This is a genomic window from Rhizobium chutanense, assembly GCF_002531935.1.
Lineage (GTDB): Bacteria > Pseudomonadota > Alphaproteobacteria > Rhizobiales > Rhizobiaceae > Rhizobium > Rhizobium chutanense.
Genome location: NZ_NWSV01000030.1, coordinates 1 through 23,819, shown reverse-complemented (window position 1 = coordinate 23,819; position 23,819 = coordinate 1). Strand labels below are relative to the sequence as shown.

General features: G+C 62.3%; 29 protein-coding genes. 12 read left to right on the top strand and 17 right to left on the bottom strand.

The features are described from left to right. Nucleotides 1–111: 111 nt before the first annotated feature. The 3 genes from CO666_RS28655 to CO666_RS28645 all read right to left on the bottom strand — a co-directional run bounded on the left by CO666_RS28655 (nucleotide 112) and on the right by CO666_RS28645 (nucleotide 1,593). Nucleotides 112–375, bottom strand: a complete 264-nt coding sequence (locus CO666_RS28655; RefSeq protein ID WP_008533181.1) for a DUF2312 domain-containing protein — start codon at nucleotides 373–375, stop codon at nucleotides 112–114. Nucleotides 376–466: 91 nt separating this feature from the next. Continuing rightward, nucleotides 467–772, bottom strand: a complete 306-nt coding sequence (locus CO666_RS28650) for a DUF1244 domain-containing protein (RefSeq protein ID WP_097615400.1) — start codon at nucleotides 770–772, stop codon at nucleotides 467–469. 32 nt (nucleotides 773–804) lie between these two features. Further along, nucleotides 805–1,593, bottom strand: coding sequence for an N-formylglutamate amidohydrolase (locus tag CO666_RS28645; protein ID WP_097615426.1), 789 nt, complete (start codon nucleotides 1,591–1,593; stop codon nucleotides 805–807). A gap of 202 nt (nucleotides 1,594–1,795) precedes the next feature. Here CO666_RS28645 and CO666_RS28640 point away from each other — a divergent pair, with 202 nt between their 5' ends. From CO666_RS28640 to CO666_RS28630, 3 genes are all read left to right on the top strand, one after another. Next, entirely contained in the window at nucleotides 1,796–2,281 is a 486-nt protein-coding gene (locus CO666_RS28640; protein WP_089152718.1) for a DUF1036 domain-containing protein, read from the top strand. Continuing rightward, nucleotides 2,281–3,720 carry a pyruvate kinase gene (gene pyk, locus CO666_RS28635; RefSeq protein WP_064822726.1) on the top strand — a complete coding sequence of 480 codons (1,440 nt, stop codon included), beginning with the start codon at nucleotides 2,281–2,283 and terminating at the stop codon, nucleotides 3,718–3,720. The genes CO666_RS28640 and pyk overlap by 1 nt, the downstream gene beginning before the upstream one ends. A 123-nt stretch (nucleotides 3,721–3,843) precedes the next feature. Further along, a complete protein-coding gene (locus CO666_RS28630; RefSeq protein ID WP_097615399.1) occupies nucleotides 3,844–4,479 on the top strand; it encodes a LysE family translocator in 636 nt (211 codons plus the stop codon). 2 nt (nucleotides 4,480–4,481) lie between these two features. Here CO666_RS28630 and CO666_RS28625 read toward each other — a convergent pair whose 3' ends face one another. The 3 genes from CO666_RS28625 to CO666_RS28615 are packed head-to-tail and all read right to left on the bottom strand — an operon-like array spanning nucleotide 4,482 to nucleotide 5,856. Then, a complete protein-coding gene (locus tag CO666_RS28625; RefSeq protein WP_097615398.1) occupies nucleotides 4,482–5,039 on the bottom strand; it encodes a DUF4865 family protein in 558 nt (185 codons plus the stop codon). Beyond that, a complete protein-coding gene (locus tag CO666_RS28620; RefSeq protein WP_097615397.1) occupies nucleotides 5,036–5,440 on the bottom strand; it encodes a cupin domain-containing protein in 405 nt (134 codons plus the stop codon). The genes CO666_RS28625 and CO666_RS28620 overlap by 4 nt, the downstream gene beginning before the upstream one ends. Further along, nucleotides 5,437–5,856: a tautomerase family protein gene (locus tag CO666_RS28615; RefSeq protein ID WP_097615396.1), complete on the bottom strand. Its 420-nt coding sequence runs from the start codon at nucleotides 5,854–5,856 to the stop codon at nucleotides 5,437–5,439. Before CO666_RS28615 ends, CO666_RS28620 begins: the two co-directional genes overlap by 4 nt. A 117-nt stretch (nucleotides 5,857–5,973) precedes the next feature. Here CO666_RS28615 and CO666_RS28610 point away from each other — a divergent pair, with 117 nt between their 5' ends. Beyond that, nucleotides 5,974–6,861, top strand: coding sequence for a LysR substrate-binding domain-containing protein (locus CO666_RS28610; protein WP_097615395.1), 888 nt, complete (start codon nucleotides 5,974–5,976; stop codon nucleotides 6,859–6,861). Nucleotides 6,862–6,884: 23 nt separating this feature from the next. Here the strand turns inward: CO666_RS28610 and CO666_RS28605 are convergent, their stop codons facing one another. The 8 genes from CO666_RS28605 to CO666_RS28570 all read right to left on the bottom strand — a co-directional run bounded on the left by CO666_RS28605 (nucleotide 6,885) and on the right by CO666_RS28570 (nucleotide 13,756). Then, nucleotides 6,885–7,859 (bottom strand): threonine ammonia-lyase, encoded by a 975-nt coding sequence (locus tag CO666_RS28605; RefSeq protein ID WP_097615394.1) that lies wholly within the window; start codon nucleotides 7,857–7,859, stop codon nucleotides 6,885–6,887. Between the two features lie 123 nt (nucleotides 7,860–7,982). Then, nucleotides 7,983–9,719, bottom strand: coding sequence for a gamma-glutamyltransferase (gene ggt, locus CO666_RS28600; RefSeq protein ID WP_097615393.1), 1,737 nt, complete (start codon nucleotides 9,717–9,719; stop codon nucleotides 7,983–7,985). A gap of 114 nt (nucleotides 9,720–9,833) precedes the next feature. Next, entirely contained in the window at nucleotides 9,834–10,886 is a 1,053-nt protein-coding gene (locus CO666_RS28595; RefSeq protein ID WP_097615392.1) for an alpha/beta fold hydrolase, read from the bottom strand. Between the two features lie 71 nt (nucleotides 10,887–10,957). Beyond that, the gene (locus CO666_RS28590; protein ID WP_097615391.1) at nucleotides 10,958–11,566 is read right to left on the bottom strand and encodes a tetratricopeptide repeat protein; all 609 of its coding nucleotides are present in this window, start codon (nucleotides 11,564–11,566) and stop codon (nucleotides 10,958–10,960) included. A 111-nt stretch (nucleotides 11,567–11,677) separates the two neighbouring features. Next, nucleotides 11,678–11,803, bottom strand: a complete 126-nt coding sequence (ykgO, locus tag CO666_RS28585) for a type B 50S ribosomal protein L36 (RefSeq protein ID WP_003582204.1) — start codon at nucleotides 11,801–11,803, stop codon at nucleotides 11,678–11,680. Between the two features lie 164 nt (nucleotides 11,804–11,967). Further along, on the bottom strand, nucleotides 11,968–13,044 hold the full coding sequence (locus CO666_RS28580; RefSeq protein ID WP_097615390.1) for a 5-(carboxyamino)imidazole ribonucleotide synthase: 1,077 nt from the start codon (nucleotides 13,042–13,044) through the stop codon (nucleotides 11,968–11,970). Then, complete coding sequence (gene purE / locus CO666_RS28575) at nucleotides 13,041–13,535, bottom strand: 5-(carboxyamino)imidazole ribonucleotide mutase (RefSeq protein WP_097615389.1); 495 nt, start codon at nucleotides 13,533–13,535, stop codon at nucleotides 13,041–13,043. Before purE ends, CO666_RS28580 begins: the two co-directional genes overlap by 4 nt. Nucleotides 13,536–13,552: 17 nt before the next feature. Then, nucleotides 13,553–13,756: a YdcH family protein gene (locus CO666_RS28570; RefSeq protein WP_003566445.1), complete on the bottom strand. Its 204-nt coding sequence runs from the start codon at nucleotides 13,754–13,756 to the stop codon at nucleotides 13,553–13,555. Between the two features lie 228 nt (nucleotides 13,757–13,984). Between CO666_RS28570 and CO666_RS28565 the strand changes: the two genes are divergently transcribed. Continuing rightward, nucleotides 13,985–14,158, top strand: a complete 174-nt coding sequence (locus CO666_RS28565; RefSeq protein ID WP_085738324.1) for a YdcH family protein — start codon at nucleotides 13,985–13,987, stop codon at nucleotides 14,156–14,158. Between the two features lie 221 nt (nucleotides 14,159–14,379). On the opposite strand, the gene CO666_RS28560 is transcribed toward CO666_RS28565, so the two are convergent. After that, a complete protein-coding gene (locus tag CO666_RS28560; protein ID WP_097615388.1) occupies nucleotides 14,380–14,640 on the bottom strand; it encodes an ArsR/SmtB family transcription factor in 261 nt (86 codons plus the stop codon). A 67-nt stretch (nucleotides 14,641–14,707) separates the two neighbouring features. Further along, nucleotides 14,708–15,472, bottom strand: a complete 765-nt coding sequence (locus CO666_RS28555; protein ID WP_097615387.1) for a sulfite exporter TauE/SafE family protein — start codon at nucleotides 15,470–15,472, stop codon at nucleotides 14,708–14,710. A 107-nt stretch (nucleotides 15,473–15,579) separates the two neighbouring features. On the opposite strand from CO666_RS28555, the gene CO666_RS28550 reads away from it, so the two are divergent. Then, entirely contained in the window at nucleotides 15,580–16,233 is a 654-nt protein-coding gene (locus tag CO666_RS28550; protein ID WP_097615386.1) for a thiamine phosphate synthase, read from the top strand. A gap of 10 nt (nucleotides 16,234–16,243) precedes the next feature. Continuing rightward, nucleotides 16,244–17,326, top strand: a complete 1,083-nt coding sequence (locus tag CO666_RS28545; RefSeq protein ID WP_097615385.1) for a tetratricopeptide repeat protein — start codon at nucleotides 16,244–16,246, stop codon at nucleotides 17,324–17,326. 9 nt (nucleotides 17,327–17,335) lie between these two features. Here the strand turns inward: CO666_RS28545 and CO666_RS28540 are convergent, their stop codons facing one another. Further along, entirely contained in the window at nucleotides 17,336–19,078 is a 1,743-nt protein-coding gene (locus CO666_RS28540; RefSeq protein WP_179869780.1) for a chemotaxis protein, read from the bottom strand. Between the two features lie 342 nt (nucleotides 19,079–19,420). Here CO666_RS28540 and CO666_RS28535 point away from each other — a divergent pair, with 342 nt between their 5' ends. The 5 genes from CO666_RS28535 to CO666_RS28515 form a co-directional block, all read left to right on the top strand. Beyond that, nucleotides 19,421–19,750, top strand: a complete 330-nt coding sequence (locus CO666_RS28535; protein WP_097615383.1) for an STAS domain-containing protein — start codon at nucleotides 19,421–19,423, stop codon at nucleotides 19,748–19,750. Then, nucleotides 19,747–20,115, top strand: a complete 369-nt coding sequence (locus tag CO666_RS28530; protein WP_097615382.1) for a response regulator — start codon at nucleotides 19,747–19,749, stop codon at nucleotides 20,113–20,115. The genes CO666_RS28535 and CO666_RS28530 overlap by 4 nt, the downstream gene beginning before the upstream one ends. Then, entirely contained in the window at nucleotides 20,112–22,163 is a 2,052-nt protein-coding gene (locus CO666_RS28525) for a chemotaxis protein CheA (protein ID WP_097615381.1), read from the top strand. The genes CO666_RS28530 and CO666_RS28525 overlap by 4 nt, the downstream gene beginning before the upstream one ends. Beyond that, a complete protein-coding gene (locus tag CO666_RS28520; RefSeq protein ID WP_097615380.1) occupies nucleotides 22,160–22,669 on the top strand; it encodes a chemotaxis protein CheW in 510 nt (169 codons plus the stop codon). Before CO666_RS28525 ends, CO666_RS28520 begins: the two co-directional genes overlap by 4 nt. Nucleotides 22,670–22,700: 31 nt before the next feature. Further along, nucleotides 22,701–23,819: methyl-accepting chemotaxis protein (locus CO666_RS28515; RefSeq protein WP_097615379.1), on the top strand; the 1,119-nt coding region annotated here is incomplete at its 3' end.

Sequence of the window (23,819 nt, the reverse complement as noted above, 5' to 3'; positions counted from 1 at the left end):
TTTAGCCGCTTCGAGCCGGGCGGAGTGGCCGTTTGGTCGGGCGCGTTCTATGCAAAAGAAAAGCCGCCGGATCGCTCCAGCGGCTTGGTCAACATCGGTATGTCAGGCCGATCAGCCTTCCGGCGGAGCCTCGATCATGCCGAGCGCGTGCAGGTAGGTGTCGAGGATGGCTTCCTCTTCCATGCGCTCCTGCTCGTCCTTCTTGCGCAACGCCACGACCTTCTTCAGGATCTTGGTGTCGAAGCCCATTCCCTTGGCTTCGCCATAGACGTCCTTGATGTCGTCGGCGATGGTCTTCTTTTCTTCTTCCAGCCGTTCAATGCGCTCGATGAAAGCGCGAAGCTGGTCGCGGGCGACGCCATGAGCATCAGACATCGTGTTCTCCTGATTTTTCGGTGATCAATTTTGGATGCACGTGACTGCCGCGAAGCGGCGTCACGGTCAAGCCCGTTAGGGGGCAAGCGGGTTATTTGTGTGGCTTGTTCAGTTCAAAAGCAGCCTTTTGCACAGGCGAGGCCTCGTTCTGGTGGAGTTTCTTCCAGTCCTCGTAGGGCATGCCGTAGACCATCTCGCGCGATTCGTCTCGGGTCACCGCGACGCCCTCGGCCTCGGCGGCTTCGCGGTACCAGTTCGACAGGCAGTTGCGGCAGAAGCCGGCCAGATTCATCATGTCGATGTTCTGGACGTCGCTGCGTTCCCGGAGATGCGCGACAAGGCGGCGGAAGGCGGCGGCCTCGAATTCGGTCTGTTGTTCCTTGCTGAGCGCGGTCATCTCGCTTTCCTTCCGTTCAATGGGGCTTTCGTTCAATAGGGGCCGGTGCGCGACAGGTGCACGTCGTATTCGTGCAAGGCGGGATCGGCATTCATCGCCGCAAAGATCGGCGTCAGGCGTTGGGCCCATGCGGATATGCCGGTCTCGTCTGCGATCAGGTCCTGCCGCACCTCGAGCAGCGCATGCGGAATGCCTGTGATCATGCAGTGGCGGTACATGGTATCGCCCTTCAGTGCGCCGTCATAGGGTTCGTTGTCGCCGACGACAAGATCGGGATCGGCGCGCAACCCGTCGAGTAGCGGGCCGACGGCGCGACGGTCGCTATCCCAAAGCACCGCGGCGTGCCAGGGGCGGGGAATGCCTTTCCAGGCCGGGGTGAAGGAGTGGAGCGACAGCACCAGCGGCGCTCGGCCGGTAGCGTTCGCCACCTTGTCGATCGTCGCGGCGACGGCACCGTGATAGGGGCGGTGGAAGGTTTCGATGCGGTGGTCCCACTCCTGCGGCGTGATCGGATGATTGCAGGGTATGACGGCGCCGTCCGATATTTTCATGATCAGCGTCGGATCGTCTTCGCCGCGGTTCGGGTCGATCAGCAGGCGCGAAAAGCCGCCGAGCACGGCGGGCACGCCGAGCCTCGCCGAGAGCTGCCGCGTCAGCCCCTCGATACCGATGTCATAGGCGATGTGACGGGTGAAGGCCGCCTCGGGCAGACCGAGTCGGCCATATCGGGCGGGAAGGCGGTTCATCGCGTGATCTGCTAAGATCACCATGCCTTTGTCATGTTTGCCGGATAGGATTTCGAAAGATTGGAAGTCATCCATCAGGAATTGCCGTTCATCATTTTGCGCAGTCGGCGCAGTGATCGCATGCGTCTGCGGCAGGTTCAAGCGCCGCAGGCGGACAGAGGTTGAGCCGGACCCTCGACGGGTGGTTTGCGAAAGGAAATATAATCGATTAGCATTGCGTTGACTTTCGCTTGACGGCGGCGCAAGAAGACACCGATACGAATAACCGTGGAGCTATTTGGGAGCCGTGTTGATCCAAGCCGCGCCAAGTTTCCTCACGCGGTCCGGACCGCTGGTCCGTCTCGCTTTGTTCGCTCTTGCAGCCATCATGCCGTTTTTCATCGCAGATGCCGCACGCGCCGATTTTCGCGTCTGCAACGGAACGCAAAACCTCGTTGGCGTTGCGATCGGCTATCGGGCCAAGGATGGCTGGATGACGGAGGGGTGGTGGCAGGTCCCGGCAACGACCTGCGCCACGCTCATCGAGGGAGAGTTGCAGTCGCGCTATTATTACCTCTACGCAGAGGACGCCGCCCGGGGAGGACGATGGACGGGTGACGTGCAGATGTGCGTGGCGGAAAATGAGTTCAAGATCACGGGTGTGCAGGATTGTTACGCCCGCGGTTACCAGAAGATGGGATTCAAGGAATATGACACGGGCCGCCAGGGTAGCTGGATGGTTCAGCTCTCCGACACCCCAGGGACGCAAGAAAGCCAGAATTGATGAAGCGTAATCGCAAAATTAAAATCCTCGCCACCCTCGGGCCCGCCTCCGCCGAGGAATCGATGATCGAGAAGCTGCACCAGGCGGGTGCCGACGTCTTCCGCATCAATATGAGCCATGCGAGCCACGACCTGATGCGTACGCTCATCCAGCGCATCCGCTCGGTCGAAGCGCGCTCCGGCCGGCCGATCGGCATCCTCGCCGACCTGCAGGGACCGAAACTGCGCGTCGGCAAGTTCGTCGACAGCAAGGTCGATCTGAAGCCGGGCCAGACTTTCACGCTCGACAACAACGAAGCGCTTGGCGACCAGAACCGCGTCTATCTGCCGCATCCGGAGATCCTGGAGTCGGTACAGCCCGGCCACCGCCTGTTGATCGACGACGGCAAGCTCGCGCTCCGCGCAGAAAAATGCGACGGCAAGAGCATCGTCACGACAGTTATTTCGGGTACGCGCATCTCTGACCGCAAAGGCGTCAGCCTTCCCGACACGCTGCTCGGCGTCGGCGCACTGACGGATAAGGATCGCGCCGATCTCGACGCCGTGCTCGCCACCGACGATGTCGACTGGGTAGCACTGTCCTTCGTCCAGCGTCCCGATGACCTTGCCGAAGTGCGCAAGATCGCCCGTGGCCGTGTCGGCCTGATGTCGAAAATCGAAAAGCCGCAGGCGCTCGAGCGCATCGAAGAGATCATCGAGCTTTCCGATGCATTGATGGTCGCCCGCGGTGATCTCGGCGTCGAAATGCCGCTTGAATCGGTCCCCGGCATCCAGAAGCAGCTGATCCGTGCCTGCCGCCGTTCGGGCAAGCCGGTGGTCGTCGCCACGCAGATGCTGGAATCGATGATTTCGGCACCGGTGCCGACGCGCGCCGAAGTCTCGGACGTCGCGACCGCCGTCTTCGAAGGCGCGGATGCGGTCATGCTCTCGGCCGAATCGGCCTCGGGCGACTATCCCGTCGAAGCCGTTTCGACCATGGCGTCGATTGCCACCGCCATCGAGCGCGAGCCGCATTATCCCGGCATCATCTATGCCCAGCGTGCCCAGCCGGAAGCAACCGGCGCCGATGCGATCTCGCTTGCCGCCCGTCAAATCGCCGAAACGCTGAAGCTGTCGGCGATCGTCTGCTACACCTCGTCGGGCACGACAGGCCTGCGCGCCTCGCGCGAGCGTCCGCAGGTGCCGATCCTGGCGCTGTCGCCGATCATCAAGACGGCGCGCCGTCTGGCGATCGTGTGGGGCCTGCATTGCGTCGTTACCCACGACGCGACCGATCTCGACGATATGGTCAACCGCGCCTGCCGCATCGTCGCCGACGAAGGCTTCGGCAAGCCGGGCGACCGCATCATCATCTCGGCCGGCGTGCCGCTCGGCACGCCCGGCGCCACCAACATGATCCGCATCGCCTATATCGGCTCCGACGGCCAGAGCGGCATCTGATCCGATCGCATCCCTTTAGAAGCCCGCTGCCTCGGAGAGGCGGCGGGCTTTTTGATGACGGAACCGCATTGCCAAGGGCTGCTGTGCGTGCAAGTTTCGATCCCGGGATTGGGAGGGATCGTCATGGATATCGTCACGCTTGTCGCTTTCGAAGCTGTTTCCTTCGTCGGCATTGCAACGCCGGGGCCGACGGTGCTGCTGGCGCTGACCAACGGTTCGCGGCATGGCCTGCGCCGGGCGATTGCCGGCATGATCGGCGCGGTGCTTTCCGATTTCGTGCTGATCGGCGCCGTGGCGATCGGGCTCGGGGCGCTGCTCGCGGCATCGGAATTCTGGTTTTCGATGCTGAAATGGGCTGGCGCTGCCTATCTCGCCTTTCTCGGCATCATGCTGCTGCGCTCGAAGGGCACGATCGATGCAGCGTTGAAGTCCGGGACGCCTGCGGGCGCGACATCGCCTTTCTCGATCGGTCTGAAGAGTTTCATGGTCGCGGCAACCAATCCGAAGGGCTATCTGTTCTTCTCAGCCTTCCTGCCGCAATTCATCGATCCGACCCTGCCGCAGGCAACGCAGTATGCGCTGCTCGCACTGGTTTTTGCCGTGCTCGATTTCCTCATCATGTTCGGCTACGCCTTTTTCGGCTCGCAGGCGGTGCGTTTTCTGAAGACCTCAGGCGCCCTATGGCTGGAGCGGGCCTGCGGCGGGGCGCTGCTGGCGCTTGCCGGGTCGCTCGCCTTCTATCGCCGGGCAACGGTTTGAGTTTAAGGTCGAGCCAGGGACAGGTGACCGACGCGATAGCTTTGTGTCTCTGCGTCGATTTCGGGAAGCTCTCGCCATAGCCTGAAGCGCACCCGCGTCCATGTCGTCGGCTCGAAACCGCAGACGGAGGCGAGGGCGTCGCCCGTCGCAATCTCGGCTTCCGTCTGCGCGCTTTCGGCGCGGCGGATATCGGCGAGCGGCGCGTAAGCCTCCGTCTGCAGGATATCGCGCGTGGCGAACCTGGCTGAGGCGATATCACCCGAGATTTCTGCTTGCCAGACGATCCAGGTCCTCACCTGCGGCCAGCCGAAGGCGCTTGCGAGCGTTTCGAAGCCGGGGCCGCAGAGGAAGTCGCTCGCTCCTTCCGGTTTCCGCCAGAGATAGAAGGGCGCATAGAGATTGTCGCGGCTGCCGAACTCTCCCTTGCGGGCGCTGAGATAGGCTTTGAAACCGAGATTGGGAAAGCCGTCGAGCAGCGGACCCTTGTCCCGGATGCGGCGGTCGATGATCGACATGTCGTAATCGGCCGGCAGGGTGAAGCTGTATTGCATGGCGATCATGAGCGTGTCTCCACCCGATGCAGCCATTCGACGATGCTGCCGCTCTCCGCCGTCTGGATGCTGATATAGCTGAAGGGGCTGTCATCGGCGGCGCCATGCCAGTGGCGCTCGCCGGGCGCAAACCAGACGGCGTCACCGGCACGCAATTCTTCGAGCGGCCCGCCCTCGTTCTGCGCCAATCCACGGCCCGAAAGCACATAGAGCAACTGGCCCTTCGGATGCGTATGCCAGTGGGTGATGGTGCCGGGATCGAGTGTGGCGCGCATGGCCGTGTTCTCGCCGTCGGCGCTGCCTTCAAGCAGCATCTCGACCCAGAAGGGCGCCGTTGCGACGCCTTCCGGCGAGCGGGTCGCCGTGCCAGGGCGTCTGACGGTCATTGCCTTCGGGTTCGAAGCGCTCATGACCGGCCTCCGGCTGCCCGCAGCCGCCAATCCGGGTCGGTCATCTGGGCGATGCCGTTGCCGAAGGACCAGTCTTCCGGGGCGCTGGTGCTGATGACGATCATTATATCCTCGGGCCGGAGGCCCGGCGATTGCGCCAGGCGTTCGGCGAGCCGCCGGTAGAGCGCCGCCTTCATCTCGGCCGTGCGGGGTCTGCCTGTTGTGATCGAGATGTAGACGAAATCGTCGGAGCGCGGACCGGCGAGATAGCTGCGGTCGAAGATCAGCTCGTTCTCGTCATGCTGATGGATGGCCTGGAAACGGTCGTTTTCGGGCACGTCGAAGGTCTCGACCAGAGCGCGCTGGATGGTGTCGGCGAGTGCGACGAGATAGTCCGGCGACTTGCCTTTGCGAAGGGAAATTCGAACGAAGGGCATCGGGGTCTCCATGGTGCAGGCCGTTCGCCGGCCTTGACAGCAAAACCATCGCACGGCACGATAATGCTGAAAATCAGAATTTTATGGATTAATGATCCTTAAAAATGGGATTATCTGATGCGGCGAACGATTTTCGATCTCGATGTGCTTCGCACCTTTTCGACCGGCATGGAGCTCGGCAATTTCGCCAAGGCGGCCGAGCGGCTCGGGCGTTCGACCTCGGCGGTCAGCGCCCAACTGAAGAAGCTGGAGGAGCAGGCGGGCACGCCGATCTTTCGCAAGGCCGGACGCGGGCTGGCGTTGACCGACGCCGGCGAGACGATGCTCGGCTATGCCAGGCGGCTGCTGGAACTCAACGACGAGGCGGCTGCGGCCGTCAACAGCGTCGAACTGGAGGGCTGGGTGCGGCTCGGCTTGCAGGAGGATTTCGGCGAGAATCTGTTGCCGGAGGTGCTCGGCCGCTTCGCGCGCGCCCATCCGAAAGTCCGGATCGAGGCGCGGGTGGTGCGCAATGCCGAACTCATCGAACGCGTCACCTCGGGCAAACTCGATCTGGCGCTTGCCTGGAGCGACGGAATGCTGACGGCGCATTGCGAGCGGATCGGTGACGTGCCGATGTGCTGGATCGGGCCTGCCGAGGGGCCGCCGGCCTGGCAAGCCACAAGCGGCGAGCCGATGCCGCTCGCCTCGCTGGAAGCGCCGTGCCTGCTGCGCAGTGCGGCGACCAAAGCGCTCGATGAGGCGGGAATCTCGTGGCGGCTGGCCTTCGTCAGCCCCAGCCTCGGCGGTCTCTGGGCGGCGACCGCGGCAGGTCTTGGTCTGACCATTCGCACGCCGATCGGCCTGCCGGCGAAACTCCGGCCGCTGGCGCCCGAGGCGTTCGGTCTGCCCGACTTGCCGAAGCTCGGTCTGGTCCTGCATCAGGCGGAAGCCGAACTGCAGCCGGCCGCGGCGCGGCTCGGCGAACTCGTGCTGCAGTCGGTGCATGGCGCTTTGCCCGACTGAGCAAGCTGACAGCAGCGAATATCTCAGCCGTAGCGTTCGAGCGCCATGGCGAAAATATCGGCGTCGACGTTTCCGCCCGAGGTGACCGCGACGACCATATCGCTTTCCAGCGTCTCACCATGGAAGAGAGCGGCGGCGAGCGCCACCGCACCGCCTGGCTCGACGACGATCTTCAGCCTGACGAAGGCGAGCGCCATGGCGCGAAGCGCCTCCTCGTCGGTGACGACGATGCCGGGGCCGGCGAGACGCTTGAGGATCGGAAAGGTGATGTTGCCGGGCTGCGGCGTGACGATCGCATCGCAGATCGAGCCCGATACCGACAGGTTGCGTTCGATCTTGCCGGAGGCGAGCGAGCGGGTGGTGTCGTCGAAATCCTTGGGCTCGCAGGGGCGGACGCGAAAGCCGGGGGCGCTGGCTTCAAGGGCAAGCGCGATGCCGGAGGTCAATCCGCCGCCGCCGCAGGGAACGAGGACTTCGGCCGATGTCACGCCTTCCTCTTCGGCCTGCTCGGAGATTTCGAGGCCGGTCGTGCCCTGACCGGCGATGACAAGCGGTTCGTCGAAGGGTTTGATCAGCGTCAGCCCGCGCTCGGCCGAAAGCCTCGCGCCGATCGCGTCGCGGTCTTCGTTGATACGGTCGTAGAGCACCACTTCGGCGCCGAAGGCGCGGGTGTTGGCGATCTTCAGCTTCGGCGCATCGCTCGGCATGATGATGACGGAGGGGACATCGTGCAGCTTGGCCGCAAGCGCAACACCCTGGGCGTGGTTGCCGGAGGAGAAGGCGATGACGCCTTTCGAGCGCACCGCTGGATCGAGGCCGGAGACGGCCGACCAGCCGCCGCGAAACTTGAACGAGCCGGAATGCTGCAGGCACTCGGCCTTGACGAACAGGCGCCGGCCGGCGATCTCGTCGAGGAAGGGAGAGGAGAGAAGCGGCGTGCGCCTCGCATGGCCGCGCAGACGGGCGCGGGCGGCGACAATCATTTCAATGCTGGCCATTCGGGAATCGTCCTGCTTGCGGGGTTCATCCATGCATAGGGCGCGGCAAAACAATTGTGAACGGCGACTTTGTCACCGTGACATGAATGGAGATTACGGATGCCGCCCACACGCAGCCAATCGTCAATAACCGTTCGCCGAGCCTTCCCCAGCGCGACTGTCCATGGCGCCGTTGTATCGGGCGCCGCCGCCCTTTTCGATGGCGGCGAGGCTTTTGCCGCCGACCAGGATGCCGGCGGCCTGGCCCCAGACCGGCCCGTCATTGCCCCCATCGAAGCTGTAGCCCATGGCGGCGAGGGTCTTTTCCGTATCGGGCGAAAGCGCATAGGGTTCGAGATAGATTTTGTCGGGCTGCCATTGATGGTGGATACGCGGGGCGTTGACCGCCTGGCTGATATCCATGCCGAAATCGACGACGTTGAGGATCGCCTCCAGCGTGATGGTGATGATGCGCGAGCCGCCGGGGCTGCCGATCACCATGAAGGGTTTGCCGTCCCGGGTGACGATCGTCGGGCTCATCGAGGAGAGCGGTGTCTTCCTCGGTGCGATGGCATTCGCCTCGCCCTGGACGAGGCCGTAGAGATTCGGCACGCCCGGCTTGGAGGTGAAATCGTCCATCTCGTTGTTGAGCAGCACGCCGGTGCCCGGCGCCACGACGGCGGCGCCAAACGAGCCGTTCAGCGTATAGGTGACGGCAACCGCATTGCCCGCGTCGTCGATGATCGAATAATGCGTCGTCTCGGTGCTTTCCTTGCCGCCGAGCGGTTTCAGGTTCGCCGACGTGCCAGCCTTATAGGGATCGATCTTGGCGGCGATCTCCTTGGCGTAGGTTTTGTCGATGAGCTTTGCGACCGGATTGTCGACGAAATCGGGGTCGCCGAGCGCAGCATTGCGGTCGACATAGGCATAGCGCATGGCCTCGACCATGACATGGACGGTGTCAGCTGAACCGTAGCCCAGGTAAGAAAGCGGATAACCCTCGAGAACGTTGAGGATCTCGCAGATGATGACGCCGCCGGAGGAGGGCGGCGGCGAGGAGATAATGTCGTAGCCGCGGTAATTGCACTCGACCGGTTTCAGTTCGCGAACGGCATATTGCTCGAAATCCTCCTTGGCGAGAATGCCGCCCCTGGCCTGGCTCGCCTTGACGATCGCCTCGCCGGGCGCGGCCTTGTAGAAGGCGTCCGGGCCCTTTTCGGAAATGCCTGCCAGGACGGCGGCAAGGTCGGGCTGCTCAAGCTTTTCGCCCGATGCATATGGGCTGCCATCGGGTTTCAGGAAGATTTTCGCCGCCGTTTCGTCCTTGGCGAGGCGCTTGGCGCTGCCGGCAAGGCTTGCGGCGTCGCCCTGTTCCAGGGTGAAGCCGTCTTTGGCGAAGCGGAGTGCCGGTGCGATCAGGTCATGGCGCGATTTCGTGCCGTATTTCTCGCGTGCGGTTTCGAAGCCCATCACCGAGCCGGGAACGCCGACGGCGAGATAGCCGTCGAGGCTGGCGCGCGGCACGATATCGCCCTTGGAATCGAGATACATGGTCTTCGTGGCGGCCAGCGGCGCGCGTTCGCGAAAATCGAGAAAGGTCTTGGTGCCGTCTTTCAGGCGGATGGTCATGAAGCCGCCGCCGCCGAGATTGCCGGCCGAGGGATAGACGACCGCCAGTGCATAACCGACGGCGACCGCCGCATCGACGGCGTTGCCGCCGCTCTTCAGCACCTCGACGCCGACATCGGTCGCCAGATGCTGGGCGGTGACCACCATGCCGTGCTCGGCTTCGACAGGGGCACGCGAGGCGGCGAGAGCCGAAGTCAGGCTCAGCGACAGTGCCGATATGACGGAGATCGTCCCGATATGCAGGCGGCCCATGAATTCCCCTCCTATGGACAATGATGGAAACATATGGGGCCGCTGCGGCCCGAGACAATGCAGCGGATTGGCTTTAAGCGGGGAGATTTGCTGCCGGTGATCCAGCCGGAGACGTCAGGCGCCGCGCAGCGCCTCCGGCGTCGGCGAGGAGAGGGTCGCGCGCGTCTGTTCGCGCGAAGCGGCGAGCCTCTCTTCGGCCCTGCGGGCCGCCGCCTGCAGGTCGCGCGGCTGGCCGGATATCTTTTCCATGGCTGCGATGGCGACATCGGTTGCGAGATAGTCCGGCTTATGGCCGACGCCTTGTACGGTGATCAGCTCGGAACCGGATATGTCGCGGGCAAGGCCGCGCGAATGCAGGTGCTCCCAGACGACCTCGTCGCTGTCGCCTGTTATGATGACGGTCGGAGCGCTAATCTCAGCATAGAGCGGTGAGTGTGCCTTCACGTAGGCGAGCAGCCTTTTGAAATCGGCGGCGTTGCTGTGGAAAGCGTTGGGTCGCAGCACCAGCGACGGACCGGTCTTTTCGATGTAGTCGGCCGGGCGTGGATTGGGACGAAAGACGTTCAGCGTGCCGCGCTCCAGCCGGCGCAGCCCGAGCGGCACGACGATCGCGTGGTTGAAGAGCCAGCCGACGATCGGTGCGGTGGCGACATGATAGTACCAGTCGATGCCGCCCGGCCAGGGATGGGTGGCGGGTGCGAGAAAGAGCAGGCCAGCGGCCTTTTCGGGATGGCGCAGGCCGAAGGCGGCGGTGATCGCACCGCCGAAGGAATGGCCGACGATGATCGCCTTTTCGATGCCGCGCTTTTCCATCAGCCTGGCGATCGCATCGGCCTGGCCGGAGGGGATAGCGTTCTCGGGGCCGCCGCGCTCGGAGTAACCGTGACCGGGACGATCGACGAAGAGCATTTCCGCTCGGCCTTCGAGTGCGGTGCGAAAGGCGACGAGCTGATCGAGCAGATTGCCGCTGGCGCCGTGAATGAAGACGAGCGCCGGCAGATCCGCATTTTCGGGACGCTCGATATGGACGGCATTCATGCGGTAGCCGCCGACATCCGTCAGTTCGCCGATATTCGGATAGGTTCGTTCGAATTGCCGCGCCTTATAGGAGGAGTAACCGATGGCGGCGGCGAGCGGGGCGAGAAGAGCGGAAACTTCGGCAAGCATGATCTTGGGACGTGTTGCGACGGTTCTAAAATTGCGCGGCGCGGCCGAGCGTCAAGATCGGGCGAGCCGAATCAGGTGCGGTTGCCGGCGAGTTTTTCCGACAGCGTATTGACCTGTTCCTGCGCAGTGCGTTCGGCGGGATAGACATCGAGGAAACGCTCCCAAGCCTTCAAGGTCAGCTGGTCGTTGCCGGAATTGCTGAGGATCGCCGCCATGCCGGAGAGCGCGCCGAAATGGCGCGGCTCGAGATCGAGCACACGTTCGATGTCGGACATCGACTTGCGATAATTGCCCATGACGAAGTTCAGTGTGGCGCGACGGTTCCAGCTTTCGGCATAGTCAGGCTTCAGCGCGATCGCCTCGTCAAGGAAGTCGAGGGCGGCGGGATTGCGCTTTTCCTCGATCGCTTTGTCGGCCCACTGCATCAGCAGATTGACGGTGGCGCTGCCGGAATCGTTCCATTCCGTGCGGATCTCATTGGCGATGCTGCTGGCCTTATCGGGGTCGCGCTCGCGTTTCAGCTGGGCAAAGAGCTGGTCGAGGTGCTGCTTCGGTGAAGAATTGACATCCGCCTGCTCGACGATAACGTCCTTTTCAGCCGCAGCGGCCGGAAAGGTGGGGATGAAGAAGATGAGCGGCAGCGCCGCTGACGTCAAAGCAAAAAAGCGCATGGCGGACATATTAGCCCGCCAACGCCGAAGATCAAACAAATTTGACGTGATCACCGCAGCGATCCCCCGGATATATCTGCCGGCGCAAATGGCACGGCAAGACGATCCGGACTCGCGAAATCAGCCCTGACGAGCCTTGTAGCGCGGGTTCAGCTTGTTGATGATGTAGATGCGGCCCTTGCGGCGAACCAGACGGTTGTCACGGTGACGAGCCTTGAGCGACTTGAGCGAATTCTTGATCTTCATTTTTCTGATCCGCGATCTCTATGGGGGAATTCACATTCGCCCGTATCTTTAACAATCAAAAGCGCGCCGTCGGGCGCGCTCTTTAGGTGGGGGAGCAGATACCCCGTCACCTCCACCGTGTCAACCACATGACGGTGTTTTTCCCAAGGCGCAGAGGTGTTTTCTCACCTGAAAACCGGGGATTTCGGCGCCAAGGTCGTGACATGGCCCATCTTGCGGCCGGGGCGCCATTCGGTCTTGCCGTAGAGATGAACCAGCGTATCGGGGCGCTGAAGCCAGTCGGGAACGGCAAGGATATCGTCACCGATCAGGTTTTGCAGAACACAGTCGGAATGGCGATCGGCATTGCCGAGCGGCAGGCCGGCGACGGCGCGGATATGCTGCTCGAACTGGCTGACGACGCAGGCGGCCTCCGTCCAATGGCCGGAGTTGTGCACGCGTGGCGCCATCTCGTTGGCGATCAGGCCGCCATCGGCAAGCACGAAGAATTCGATGCCGATGACGCCGACATAGTTCAATGCGGCGAGGATCGTTTCGGCCGATCGGCGTGCGGCTTCGGCTGTCTGCGCGGAGATTGCGGCAGGAACCGTCGAGGTGTGGAGGATGCCGTTGCGGTGGACATTCTCGGCGGGATCGAAACAGACGACCGTACCGTCCGTGGCACGGGCGGCAATGATCGAAACCTCGCGCTCGAAGGCGACGAAGCTTTCGAGGATGAGCGGTACGCTGCCCAGCGCGGCATAGGCGCCGTCAGCGCTGTCGGTCGCCGAGCGGAAAACCCTCTGGCCCTTGCCGTCATAACCGAGACGGCGGGTTTTCAATACACCCTGGCCGCCGAAATCCTGAAGCGCCATCTCCAGATCGGCCTGGCTGTCGACCGCGTGGAAGCGGGCGGTGGATATGCCGCAGCCATTGAGGAAGCGTTTTTCGACAAGACGGTCCTGGGCGGCTTCCAGCGCCTTCGGCGGCGGATAGACCGGCACGTTTGCCGAGAGCGTCTCGGCGGCAGCGACGGGCACGTTTTCGAATTCGTAGGTAACGATATCGCAGGCATGCGCCAGTTCGGACAGTGCCGCCGGATCGTCATAGGCGGCGACAATCTGCCGGTTGGCGAGCTGGGCGGCCGGGCAGTCCGTCTGCGGTTCGAGAATGATCGTGCGAAAATTCAGCCTGGCGGCGGCAATGGCCAGCATGCGGCCGAGCTGGCCGCCGCCGATGATGCCGATCGTTCTTGCCGTCATAGGTCGTCCATCGGGTATTCGGCGACAGCAGCACTCTGGCGCTCGCGCCACTCGTCGAGCCGGTCGGCGATTTCGTCGTCGGAAAGGGCAAGGACGGCGGCGGCGAGGAGGGCGGCGTTGACCGCGCCCGCCTTGCCGATGGCGAGCGTTCCCACCGGAATGCCGGCCGGCATCTGCACGATGGAAAGAAGGCTATCCTGGCCGGAGAGGGCTTTGGACTGGACCGGCACGCCGAAAACCGGCAGCGGCGTCATCGATGCGGTCATGCCAGGCAGGTGGGCTGCGCCGCCGGCGCCGGCGATGATGACCTTGAAGCCTTCCGCCCGTGCGCCCTTGGCAAAATTGACCAGCCGGTCGACGGTGCGGTGCGCCGAAATGATGCGCGCATCATACGGGATCTCCAGCGCCTCCAGCGTGTCGGCGGCGTTCTTCATGGTCTCCCAGTCGGACTGGCTGCCCATGATGATGGCGACGGACGGTCTGTCTGTCATCGTTGTTGTTACCCCTCTCAAGCGATGATGTCAGGGATGATCTGATCTTCCAGCTTCGAGAGCCTGTCCTTGATGACGAGCTTCTTCTTCTTCATGCGCTGGATCCGCAGAGCATCGCATCCGATCTGGATCATGGCGTTGATCGCGGCGTCGAAATCCTCGTGCTCCTGGCGCAACCGTGCTACCGTCAGCCTGATTTCCGCCTGTTCCTGATCGGCCATATGCATTCCCCGTTATCGTCCTCGGATCTTGTCCGATCTGCCGATGATTTCCGCAAGCTCCTATCACCAAATACAGGTAACGGCTAGTTAGTCTTGATCATGAAATTGCCATCCAGTCTTCATCTTTTGGCCTTCGACAAGCCGTCAAAAATATGTCACAGTCCCCGCCGTTGACACCTTGATCCCCGACGATGATGGCCGGGGAGGGTAAGAGGAAGGAAGGGTCAAATGACAGTTGAAGCTCATCTTGAATCACTCCAGAAAAAACATGTCGCTCTCGAGGAAGAGTTGCATACGCTCAGAACAGCTCCCTCTATCTCCGATACGGAAATTGCCGAATGCAAGCGCCGCAAGTTGCGCATCAAGGACGAGATTCAGCGTCTCAAGTCATCCGTCCACTAATCCTCCCAAGAGATCGACGGTGGATCATCTTGTGTTAGAAGAGGTAAAATCCATCCATTCCGCCTGAAATCAGCAAGATCCGGTGATCTCTACCAGATTTGCGCCAGCTCGATGCTTGAGGCATTGCGGCTGGCGCTCTTGCGATAAGGATGTGCGTAAAATCAAGGACCTGAAGCGGAAGGAGCGATCCTGAAAGATCGCGACGCGCTTTAGCCGAGTCCTTAAGCCCAGAACTGATCCAGCCATAAATTGAGGCTGTCGAAACCGCGGTTGTTGACCGTGTAGATGCGTTTCGTGCCTTCCGATGTCACCGAGACGAGGTTGCTGTCGAGCAGCGCCTTCAGGTGCTGCGAAACAGCGGGGCGGCTGATCGGCAGGCCCTCGGCGAGTTCATTGACCGTCCGTGGTGCGCGGCGCAACTCCTCCAGCAGAAAACGCCGGTTCGGATCGGCAATCGCAGAGAAAGGGTCCGTGTTCGACATAACGGGAACGCTACGTCAAACCGGCCGCCGCAGCAAGGAAATTGTGCAATGCAGCGTGGGGGAGTCCTTACCAGCCAAGGCCCTCGCGCACGATCAGCAATGCGGCGATCAGGGCCATCGCATACATGAACGGATAGAAGATCGCCGGTCTCATGCGGCGCACGCACCAGGCGCCGGCGAGGGTGGCGAGCGGAGCGAAGGGCAGGAGCGTCGCGGAGGTCGCAAGGTTCTGGGTGTCGAGCTGGCCGAGCGCGAAATAGGGGATTAGCTTGATCGCGTTGAGGATCGCAAAGAAGCGCACGCTGGTGCCGGTATATTCGCGCGGCGGGAGCTTCAGCGGCAGCGCATAGATCTGAAAGGGTGCGCCGCCCGCATGGGCGACGAAGCTGCCGTAACCGGAAAATGTGCCCCAGAGGCCGGCGGCCACCGGCCGCTGGCCGCGCGGTGGGATTATCTGGCCGGCGCCCGGGCCGTAATTGTTCCAGAAATAGCGCAGGCAGAAGAGGATGGTCACCGCGCCGATGACGATGCGCAGCACATTGCCGGGGACGAGCGCCGAGGTCGCCCAGCCGAGCGCAATGCCGAAGACAGCGCCCGGCAGCATGATCTTCAGCGTCGCCCAGTCGCCATGCTTGCGCCAGATGACGAGCGAGATCATGTCCATGAAGACCAGGATCGGCAACAGGATCGCCGCCGCCTCGACCGGCGAGACGACGAGGGCGAGGAAGGGCAGGCCGATCAGCGACAAAGCGTCGCCCATGCCGCCCTTTGCGAGGCCCACCAGCAGAACCGCGGGCACGGCGGTGTAGTAGAATGACAAATCCTGCAGCATGCTTTCGACGTCCTCCTCTTGCAAGCCTCGTCTAACGGAACTACTCACACAAAACGAGTGCGGTTCCCTCATTTCGAGGGGGAATTCGCAGGAAACGGAAAGACCTCATGACCGAACCGGAAAACCGCTGCCGCCTTGTGCTCATCGCACCCGATATTGCCGATGCCGATGAACAGGCGAGGATCGTTGCCGACGCGCTGAAGGGCGGCGATGTCGCCTCGGTGATCGTGCCGCAATATGGGCTCGACGACGGCACCTTCCAGAAACATGCGGAGAAGTTGGTGCCGCTGATCCAGGATGCCGGAGCGGCGGCGCTGATATCAGGCGACAGTCGTGTTGCAGGCCGGGCGAAGGCCGATGGCCTGCATATTTCCGGCAATGCGGAGGCGCTTTCGGAAGCGATGGACAAACACGCGCCGAAACTGATCGTCGGCGGCGGCAACGCAGCCGACCGTCACAAAGCGCTCGAGATCGGCGAAGTCAGGCCGGACTATATCTTCTTCGGCAAGCTCGACGGCGATATCAAGCCCGAGGCGCATCCGAAGAACCTTGCGCTCGGCGAATGGTGGGCCTCGATGATCGAGATCCCCTGCATCGTCATGGGCGGCACCGATCCGGCCTCGGCGCTCGCCGTCGCGGAGACCGGAGCGGAGTTCGTGGCGTTGCGGCTGGCGGTCTTCGGCGAGCCCGCCCGGGCGCCATCTATCGTCGCCGAAATCAACGCGTTGCTTGACGAAAAAGCGCCACGGTTTGAGGATTGAAATCGCGCTCATGCCGATCCAGACCGCCCGCCAGTTGAAATTTGTCCTTGCCAGCATGGCCACCCTCGTAGCGGCCGGGCCGGATGTCGCCTTGGCGCAAGCAACCGATAGCGTCATAAACCAGCCAAGCTCGGGACCGACTTCGACTTTCCGCACCGACCGGCCCTCCGGCCCGGTGGTGCGGCCCTCCGATGGTGTCGGTGTGTTCGATCGCATGGGTGCGAAGCTGCCGGACCTGCCGCCGGAAAAGGATTACAAGGGACCTGTCGACGAGGCTTACGGCGCCTTCCAGCGCGGTTACTACCTGACGGCAATGGACAAGGCGCTGCCGCGCGCCCAACTCGGCGATGCCGCGGCGCAGACGTTGATCGGCGAGATTCTCTCGCAGGGTCTTGGCGTCAAGAAGGACGTGAAGAATGCGGCCTTCTGGTACGGCAAGGCGGCCGAAGGCGGCGATGCGGCGGCAATGTTCAAATATGCGCTGATGCTGATGGAAGGCGAGGGCGTCCCGCGCGATAAGGCCAAGGCCGACGACTACATGCACAAGGCGGCCGAGGCCGGCAATCCTTCGGCGGAATTCAACTGGGCGCAGCTCCTCGTCGCCGACAATCCCGGCGAGAAGGGACTGAAGCTCGCACTGCCGTTCTACGAGAAATCGGCCGAGCAGGGCATTGCCGATTCGCAATATGCCGTAGCGCAGATCTATGAGACGCTGAAGGACTTGCCGGAGGAAAAGAAGCAGCTCGCCCGGGAGTGGATGGCGCGCGCCGCGCGCGCCGGCTTCGACACGGCTCAGCTCGATCTCGGCATCTGGCTCGTCAATGGCGTCGGCGGGCCGAGGGATTACGTCAAGGGCTTCGAATGGCTGAAACTTGCCGCCAATGGCGGCAATGTCGCTGCACAGAACAAGCTCGCCCATCTCTATATCAACGCCATCGGCACGCCGCCCGACCCGGTCGAGGCGGCGAAGTGGTATGTGCTGTCACGCCGGGCCGGGCTTGCCGATCCGTCGCTCGAGGATTTTTACCTCGGCATCGAGGACGACCAGCAGAAGGCGGCAATCGAGGCCGCCAACAAGTTCCGGCGGCGATAGCGGGCGCTTTTAAAAAAGCGCGTCGGCGAAAAGGTCCTCGTCGCTTTCGGCTTTGGCGGTCTCGGCGGGGACGGGCGTGCTGTCGTCGTTTGCCGGGAAGATGTCGCGATGGATGTTGCGCTCCTGGACCATCGTGTAGGCCTTGAAGATCTTGCGGTCGAGCGGGGCGATTGCCTCGGCGAGATCGGAGATATCGGCGAGCTCGGTGCCGGCGGCGCTTTCCAGCAGATCGGCGCAACGGGCAAAGACCTCACCGAGATCGCGCTGAAAATCGAGTTTGCCGATCAGCAGGCTGATCTTGGTGGCCACCTCACGACCGTTCTCGGCGAGCACCTTCAGTTCGTTTTCCATCATGTTGGCCGCTGAGCGGATGTTGCCGACGGCCGACGTCAGGCTTTCCCCCAGGCCGCCGGTGCCGACGTCGGAGACGGGGGCAACGCGCCCGGCCGCGGCTTCGAGCGCCGGCAGGCCGGTGTCGATGGCGTCGGCGGATTCATCGAGCTTGCCGGCGAAGATGCGCAGCTCGGCAGTAACGACGTTGATCGACCTGCCTTCCTCGCCGAGGCGGCTGCAGCGCAGGTTGGTGTTCAGGGCCATGTAATGAATGTCGGTCTTGACGGCGCGGATGTTGGCGATCGCTTCGGAAAGCTTGGCGGCCGTACCTGATGTCGATTGGCTCACCTGGTTGGCCTGGCGGCTTGCCGTGTCGACCTGCTGGACGATTTCGTGGGCGGCAGAAACGCTGGATTCCAGAGCCCGCATGAAGTTCCCGCCGGCTTCACCGCTCTCACCGCTCATCTGGTCGCGCAGCTTGAGGATCTCCCGCATGTCGTGATCGAAACTGGCGATCGTCGTGACGACATTTTCCGAATCCCGCTGGAAATTGGCGCACATATCGCTCATCTGCGCTGCGGTCAGATGGTGGATGACGTTCTGCAGGCGCTTGCGGGCACCGGCATCGAGCTTTGCGCCGTCTTCGCCGGCAAAGAATTCCTCAAGCAGCGAAAGGGTGGCCTGCACATGCTCGATGCGCTGGCGGGTGATATCGCCGATCTGCAGGGCAGAGAGCGTCGAGGCAACCTTGCTCTGGACGCCGCGGGCAATCGCACCGACCTCGCGGGCGACGACGCCGAGATGTTTGCGGTGTTGGGCGATCTTGGCGGCATCGTCGCGCAGGGCGGCGGCGACGGCCGGAACGGTGTCGGCATAGCCCCTGGAGACACTGGCGCCGAAGGAGGCAGCGAGTTTGACCTCCTTGTCGAGGCTGTCGAGATGGGTGGCGAACCGGTTGACCTCATCGGTGCCGGAATAGATTCGTTCGAGAATCTCCTGTGCGAAGCCGGCGAATTCAGGAAGGCCGGCGCCGGTGATCTTCACGGTGACGGCGAAGGTTCTGAGATAACGCATCGTCTCCTGCATGTCGGAGACGTATTTGCGCAGCTCCCTGCCGGTCTGCGCCAGCGAGACGAGTGCCTGCTGACGATTTTCCTCGATGACCGGCAGCGCCGTCAGGCTCTCCACCGTGGCACGGAGGTCGGCGCCGGTATCGCTCGACTCTCCATTGTCGAGCGCCGCGCTGACGCCCTCGAGAGAGTTCAGCAGGCGGTTGAGGACATCCATCACCGAGAGCAGCACCGTGCCGCCTTCGAGAAAACGTTCCTCGACCCGGCTGCGGGCGGATTCCAGGGTCCGGCCGATGTCCCGCCCGGATGTGTAGGCTGCAGCGTTCGGCGATACCAGAGCGTGTGCCAACATTTGTACCTTTTCTTAAAACACAGGCTAATCTGACTCTATTTCTACGGGCAGGATGGAAACGTCCGGTAAACGCGCCGGACTCGTCAGCGTTGTGATTAACGAAAGATGTGGACGGGGTGCCGTGCCGGGTCCTGTAATGGTTAATATTGCTTAACTTGTTGCTTTTATTTTATTTATTTCTAAATTCTGAGAGAATAATACAACTTATTCCCCATGAGAATTGGGAGTCTCGAGACTCGTTATACGGTAGTTTCATACAACCGCTGTTTACCCTGCATTAACGCTGCCGTGAGAGTCCTTTTAGGGTCATCAAGTATTTCTCTGGCCGAGGAGGCTGCGTTGGATACTCCTAAACAATATCACGAATCTATAAATCTGCCGGATGTGCTGAGTATTCGCTCCGTATCCGAACTATATTCAAAGTTTTCTGATGCATTTCAGGGTCGTGATACGATCGTTGTCGACATTCCCGAAAGTGCGGAAGCGGATCTGAGTTTCGTTCAACTCATAGAGTCATCGCGCCGCCAAGCAAAATCTGACGGAAAGACATTCAAACTTTCTACGCCTGCTCGCGGCTCGGTCCTGAAGGTACTTGAGCGCGCAGGTTTCATCGAATCCTTCGATCAAGAAGATGCCAAGTTCTGGTTGCATAAAGAGGTAGCGTTATGAGTGCAAATATCCTGACTGTTGACGATTCCGCCAGCATCCGCCTGACCACCAAGGTCACGCTGTCGAATGCCGGTTACAGCGTCACCGAGGCCGCCGATGGGGCCGAAGGCCTCGCGAAGGCCAAGAGCAGCAGCTTCGATCTGATTGTGACCGATCTCAACATGCCTGTTATGGACGGGCTGACGATGATCGAGGAATTGCGCAAGCTGCCGGCCCAGGCCGGTGTTCCGATCATCTTCCTGACGACGGAATCCGATGCCGATCTCAAGGCTCGCGCCAAGGCCGCGGGTGCAACGGGCTGGCTGACCAAGCCCTTCGATCCGGAAAATCTGGTGAAGATCGTCAAAAAGGTCCTCGGAAGATGAGTACGCTCGATCCGGTCGCCGTATTCCGCATGGAAGCAGCCGAATGCCTCGAAACGATCGAGGCCGGTCTTCTCGATCTGACCCACGAGCTCGACAACAAGGACCTCGTCGATGCCGTGTTCCGCGGGCTGCACACGCTCAAGGGCTCCGGCGCGATGTTCGGCTTCGAGGCGCTCGCCGCCTTCACTCATCATTGCGAAACGGCCTTCGACCGCGTCCGCAAAGGAGAGGTCGCGGCGACAAGCGAGCTGGTCGCCGCCGTTCTCGCCACCCAGGACCACATGCGCGCCCTCGTCGACCAGCCGGACGCCGATCATGGCGATACCGGCCAGAAACTTCTGGCGCAGCTGCAGTTGGCCGTCGGCGGCAAGGCGCCCGCGCCGGCGGTGGCGATAGTTGCCGCCCCCGCGGCCATAGGCGAAGCCCCGGCAAAGAAAAAGAACAGCTGGCGCATTCGCTTCAGCCTGCCGGCCAATTCGATGGCCAACGGTACCAATCCACTCGGCCTGCTGGACGAACTGCGCGATCTCGGCGAATGCACGGTGCGCGCCAACACATCGGCCATTCCGTCTCTCGACGAGCTCACTCCGACGGAACTCCACATTTCCTGGGATGTGACGCTGGTGAGCGAGCAGGATCGCTCGGCGATCGACGACGTCTTCATCTTCGTGCTCGACGATATGGAACTCAGCGTCGAGGAAATCGGCGATGCGGCAGCGGCAACCGCCGCTCCGGTCGAAGCAAAGCCGACACCTGCTCCCATCGCCGCAGTATCGGCGGTGCCGGTTCCGCCGGCTGCCGTTCCGCAGTTCCGTCCCGTCGAGGCGGTTCCGGCCAGGCGCGAGGCGTCCGCGCCAGCCAGCCAGGCGAAGTCGGCCGAGAATGTCCGCGTTCCGGCCGAGCGTCTCGACGAACTGATGGACCGTGTCGGCGAGCTTGTCATCGCGCAATCGCGGCTCAGCCAGCTCGCCAGCGCCAGCACCGATATCGCGCTGCGCTCCGTCTCGGAAGAAATCGAGCGCCTCTCCGGTGAATTGCGCGACACGATGATGGTGCTGCGCATGGTGCCGGTCGCAACCCTCTTCTCCCGTTTCCGCCGCCTCGTCCACGATCTCGCCCGTGAGACCGGCAAGGTGATCGAACTGGTGATGGAGGGGGAGACCACCGAAGTCGACAAGACGGTTATCGAGCGGCTGGCCGATCCGCTGGTGCACTTGGTGCGCAACTCCATCGATCATGGCCTCGAGATGCCTGGCGACCGTCTCGCCGCCGGCAAGACCGAAGCCGGCACCGTAACGCTTTCGGCCCGCCAAGCCGGCGGCGAAGTGATTATCTCGATCAAGGACGATGGCCGCGGCATCAATCGCGAACGTGTTCGCGCCAAGGCGGAATCTTCCGGCCTCATCCATCCCGGCCAGCCTCTTTCCGATTCCGAGCTGCTGCAACTGATCTTCGCTCCGGGCTTTTCGACCGCCGCGGCGATCACCAATCTGTCCGGCCGCGGCGTCGGTATGGACGTGGTCAAGAAGACGGTCGAAGAGCTTCGCGGCGCAATCGATATCGTCAGCGTGCCGGGACAGGGTTCGGAAGTGTCGCTGCGCATCCCGCTGACGCTTGCCATCATCGATGGGCTGCTGGTGCGTGTCGGTTCCGGCCGCTACGTCATCCCGCTCTCGGCGGTCGAGGAATGCCTCGAACTGTCGCTGGAGGAGGATCTGCGTTCGCGCGGCCGCAGCTTTATCTCGCTGCGTGACAGCCTGGTGCCGTTCCTGCGCCTGCGCGACCTGTTCCGCACCGGCACCAAGCCGGATGTGCATCAGAAGGTCGTTGTCATCTCCACAGGCACGGAGCGCGTCGGCCTCGTCGTCGACCAGATCATCGGCGACCATCAGACGGTGATCAAGTCGATGTCGAAACTGCACAACGACGTGGCGGCCTTTTCGGGCGCGACAATTCTCGGCGACGGCAGCGTCGCCCTCATTCTCGACGTCGGGCATCTGGTTGCCGCGGGTCAGCAGCAGGAGGCGCAATTGCGGGTAGCAGGATGAGTGCAGCAGCAACAGCCGAACGATTCGACAATCATTGGAGCTATGCCGAGGAAGTCGAGGTACTGACCTTCGATCTCAACGGCGAAACTTTCGCGCTGGAAGCGGTCATCGTCCAGGAAATCCTGGACCTGCTTCCGGAGACCGCGGTGCCGGGAAGCCAGCCTTTCGTCGCCAGCGTCATCAATTTCCGCGGCAAGGTCATTCCGCTCGCCGACCTGCGTCTTGCCTTCGGGATGGAGGCGGCGGAGGCCACGATCGACAGCCGCTTCATCGTCATCGAGATCGATCTGCAGGGCGAGCGGACGCTCGTCGGGCTTAGAACCGACAAGGTGAACGAGGTGACGACGCTGGCAAAATCCGCGAGCGAGGCGCCGCCGAGCGTCGGCATGCGGTGGCGCGCCGACTACATCAACTGCCTGGTGAAGAGGGGTGGAGAGTTCATCATTCTCCCCAATCTGCAGGCGATTTTTTCATCGCGGCACAATCCAACGCGTGCCGTCACTTGACGCTGCATGAAGTCAACATGGGGGTTTGACGATGCGACTGACAATCAAGACGAAACTGGTGACGGCGTTCACCTTCATCATTCTGATGCTCGTGGGCACCGCCGCTTACGGTGTCTTCAGCCTCGGATCGCTGAATAACACGATCGACAGGCTTCTTGCCGGCCCGGCAGCCCGGCTCGATCTCGCGCAGCAGATCAATATTGCTCAGCTCGAGGCGATCCGCCAGCAGAAGAACCTGCTCACGGCGCGCAGCGCAGACGAGACGACCCGCGCGATCGCGAAGGGCGATCAGGCGCGCAAGGACTTCGCCAGTGCGTTCAGCCAGGTGCTGGCGCTGGCAACGGAAGAGGGCAAGGCGCGCTGGGCGCGCATCGCCGAACTTTCCAAGACCTTCGATGCCGCCGACGATCAGATTCGCGACTTCGTCAAGGCCGGCAATACCGAAGGCGCGAATACCATTTCCGTCACCACGGCGCGGGCCGCCGCCAATGACATCGACTCGACGCTCAGCGAAATTCTGGCCCTTGAAAAGCAGCGTATGAAGGCTGCCGACGACGGCGCTCAGAACCAGTACGAGACGACGCGCACGACGATGGTTGCGGTCGCCGCCGCCGCCCTGCTGATCGCGGCTCTCACCGCTTTCTGGATCGCCAACACAATCAGCAAGGGCCTTGGCCGCGCCAACACCGTGGTTCGCGAAGTCTCCGAAGGCGATCTGACGAAGATGGCCGAGATCACCAGCCACGACGAAATCGGCGAGCTTCTGGGCAACGTCAACACGATGATCGAACGCCTGCGCGGTGTTGTTGCCGACGCCTTGTCGGCCGCCGACAATGTCTCTTCGGGCAGCCAGGAACTTTCGTCAAGCTCGGAACAGGTGTCGCAGGGCGCCAGCGAACAGGCAGCTTCCGCCGAAGAGGCTTCCGCCTCGATGGAGCAGATGGCGGCCAACATCAAGCAGAATGCCGACAATGCCGCCCAGACTGAGAAGATCGCCCGTCAGTCGGCCAAGGATGCCGAGGTGAGCGGTGAAGCGGTGACGCGTGCTGTCGATGCCATGCGCACGATCGCCCAAAAGATCGGCATCGTCCAGGAAATCGCCCGCCAGACCGATCTTTTGGCGCTCAACGCCGCCGTCGAAGCGGCACGT

Bases quoted from the DNA above. Each gene is read 5' to 3' on its own strand.
- ykgO (WP_003582204.1), bottom strand. From the start codon at position 11,803: ATGAAGATCAAGAATTCGCTCAAGTCGCTCAAGGCTCGTCACCGTGAC.
- CO666_RS28630 (WP_097615399.1), top strand. From the start codon at position 3,844: ATGGATATCGTCACGCTTGTCGCTTTCGAAGCTGTTTCCTTCGTCGGC.
- CO666_RS28530 (WP_097615382.1), top strand. From the start codon at position 19,747: ATGAGTGCAAATATCCTGACTGTTGACGATTCCGCCAGCATCCGCCTG.
- CO666_RS28655 (WP_008533181.1), bottom strand. From the start codon at position 375: ATGTCTGATGCTCATGGCGTCGCCCGCGACCAGCTTCGCGCTTTCATC.
- CO666_RS28590 (WP_097615391.1), bottom strand. From the start codon at position 11,566: ATGTCCGCCATGCGCTTTTTTGCTTTGACGTCAGCGGCGCTGCCGCTC.
- CO666_RS28650 (WP_097615400.1), bottom strand. From the start codon at position 772: ATGACCGCGCTCAGCAAGGAACAACAGACCGAATTCGAGGCCGCCGCC.
- CO666_RS28605 (WP_097615394.1), bottom strand. From the start codon at position 7,859: ATGGCCAGCATTGAAATGATTGTCGCCGCCCGCGCCCGTCTGCGCGGC.
- CO666_RS28570 (WP_003566445.1), bottom strand. From the start codon at position 13,756: ATGGCCGATCAGGAACAGGCGGAAATCAGGCTGACGGTAGCACGGTTG.
- CO666_RS28525 (WP_097615381.1), top strand. From the start codon at position 20,112: ATGAGTACGCTCGATCCGGTCGCCGTATTCCGCATGGAAGCAGCCGAA.
- CO666_RS28545 (WP_097615385.1), top strand. From the start codon at position 16,244: ATGCCGATCCAGACCGCCCGCCAGTTGAAATTTGTCCTTGCCAGCATG.
- ggt (WP_097615393.1), bottom strand. From the start codon at position 9,719: ATGGGCCGCCTGCATATCGGGACGATCTCCGTCATATCGGCACTGTCG.
- CO666_RS28595 (WP_097615392.1), bottom strand. From the start codon at position 10,886: ATGCTTGCCGAAGTTTCCGCTCTTCTCGCCCCGCTCGCCGCCGCCATC.
- CO666_RS28520 (WP_097615380.1), top strand. From the start codon at position 22,160: ATGAGTGCAGCAGCAACAGCCGAACGATTCGACAATCATTGGAGCTAT.
- CO666_RS28645 (WP_097615426.1), bottom strand. From the start codon at position 1,593: ATGGATGACTTCCAATCTTTCGAAATCCTATCCGGCAAACATGACAAA.
- CO666_RS28560 (WP_097615388.1), bottom strand. From the start codon at position 14,640: ATGTCGAACACGGACCCTTTCTCTGCGATTGCCGATCCGAACCGGCGT.
- CO666_RS28550 (WP_097615386.1), top strand. From the start codon at position 15,580: ATGACCGAACCGGAAAACCGCTGCCGCCTTGTGCTCATCGCACCCGAT.
- CO666_RS28555 (WP_097615387.1), bottom strand. From the start codon at position 15,472: ATGCTGCAGGATTTGTCATTCTACTACACCGCCGTGCCCGCGGTTCTG.
- CO666_RS28620 (WP_097615397.1), bottom strand. From the start codon at position 5,440: ATGAGCGCTTCGAACCCGAAGGCAATGACCGTCAGACGCCCTGGCACG.
- CO666_RS28610 (WP_097615395.1), top strand. From the start codon at position 5,974: ATGCGGCGAACGATTTTCGATCTCGATGTGCTTCGCACCTTTTCGACC.
- CO666_RS28565 (WP_085738324.1), top strand. From the start codon at position 13,985: ATGACAGTTGAAGCTCATCTTGAATCACTCCAGAAAAAACATGTCGCT.
- CO666_RS28625 (WP_097615398.1), bottom strand. From the start codon at position 5,039: ATGATCGCCATGCAATACAGCTTCACCCTGCCGGCCGATTACGACATG.
- CO666_RS28615 (WP_097615396.1), bottom strand. From the start codon at position 5,856: ATGCCCTTCGTTCGAATTTCCCTTCGCAAAGGCAAGTCGCCGGACTAT.
- purE (WP_097615389.1), bottom strand. From the start codon at position 13,535: ATGACAGACAGACCGTCCGTCGCCATCATCATGGGCAGCCAGTCCGAC.
- pyk (WP_064822726.1), top strand. From the start codon at position 2,281: ATGAAGCGTAATCGCAAAATTAAAATCCTCGCCACCCTCGGGCCCGCC.
- CO666_RS28580 (WP_097615390.1), bottom strand. From the start codon at position 13,044: ATGACGGCAAGAACGATCGGCATCATCGGCGGCGGCCAGCTCGGCCGC.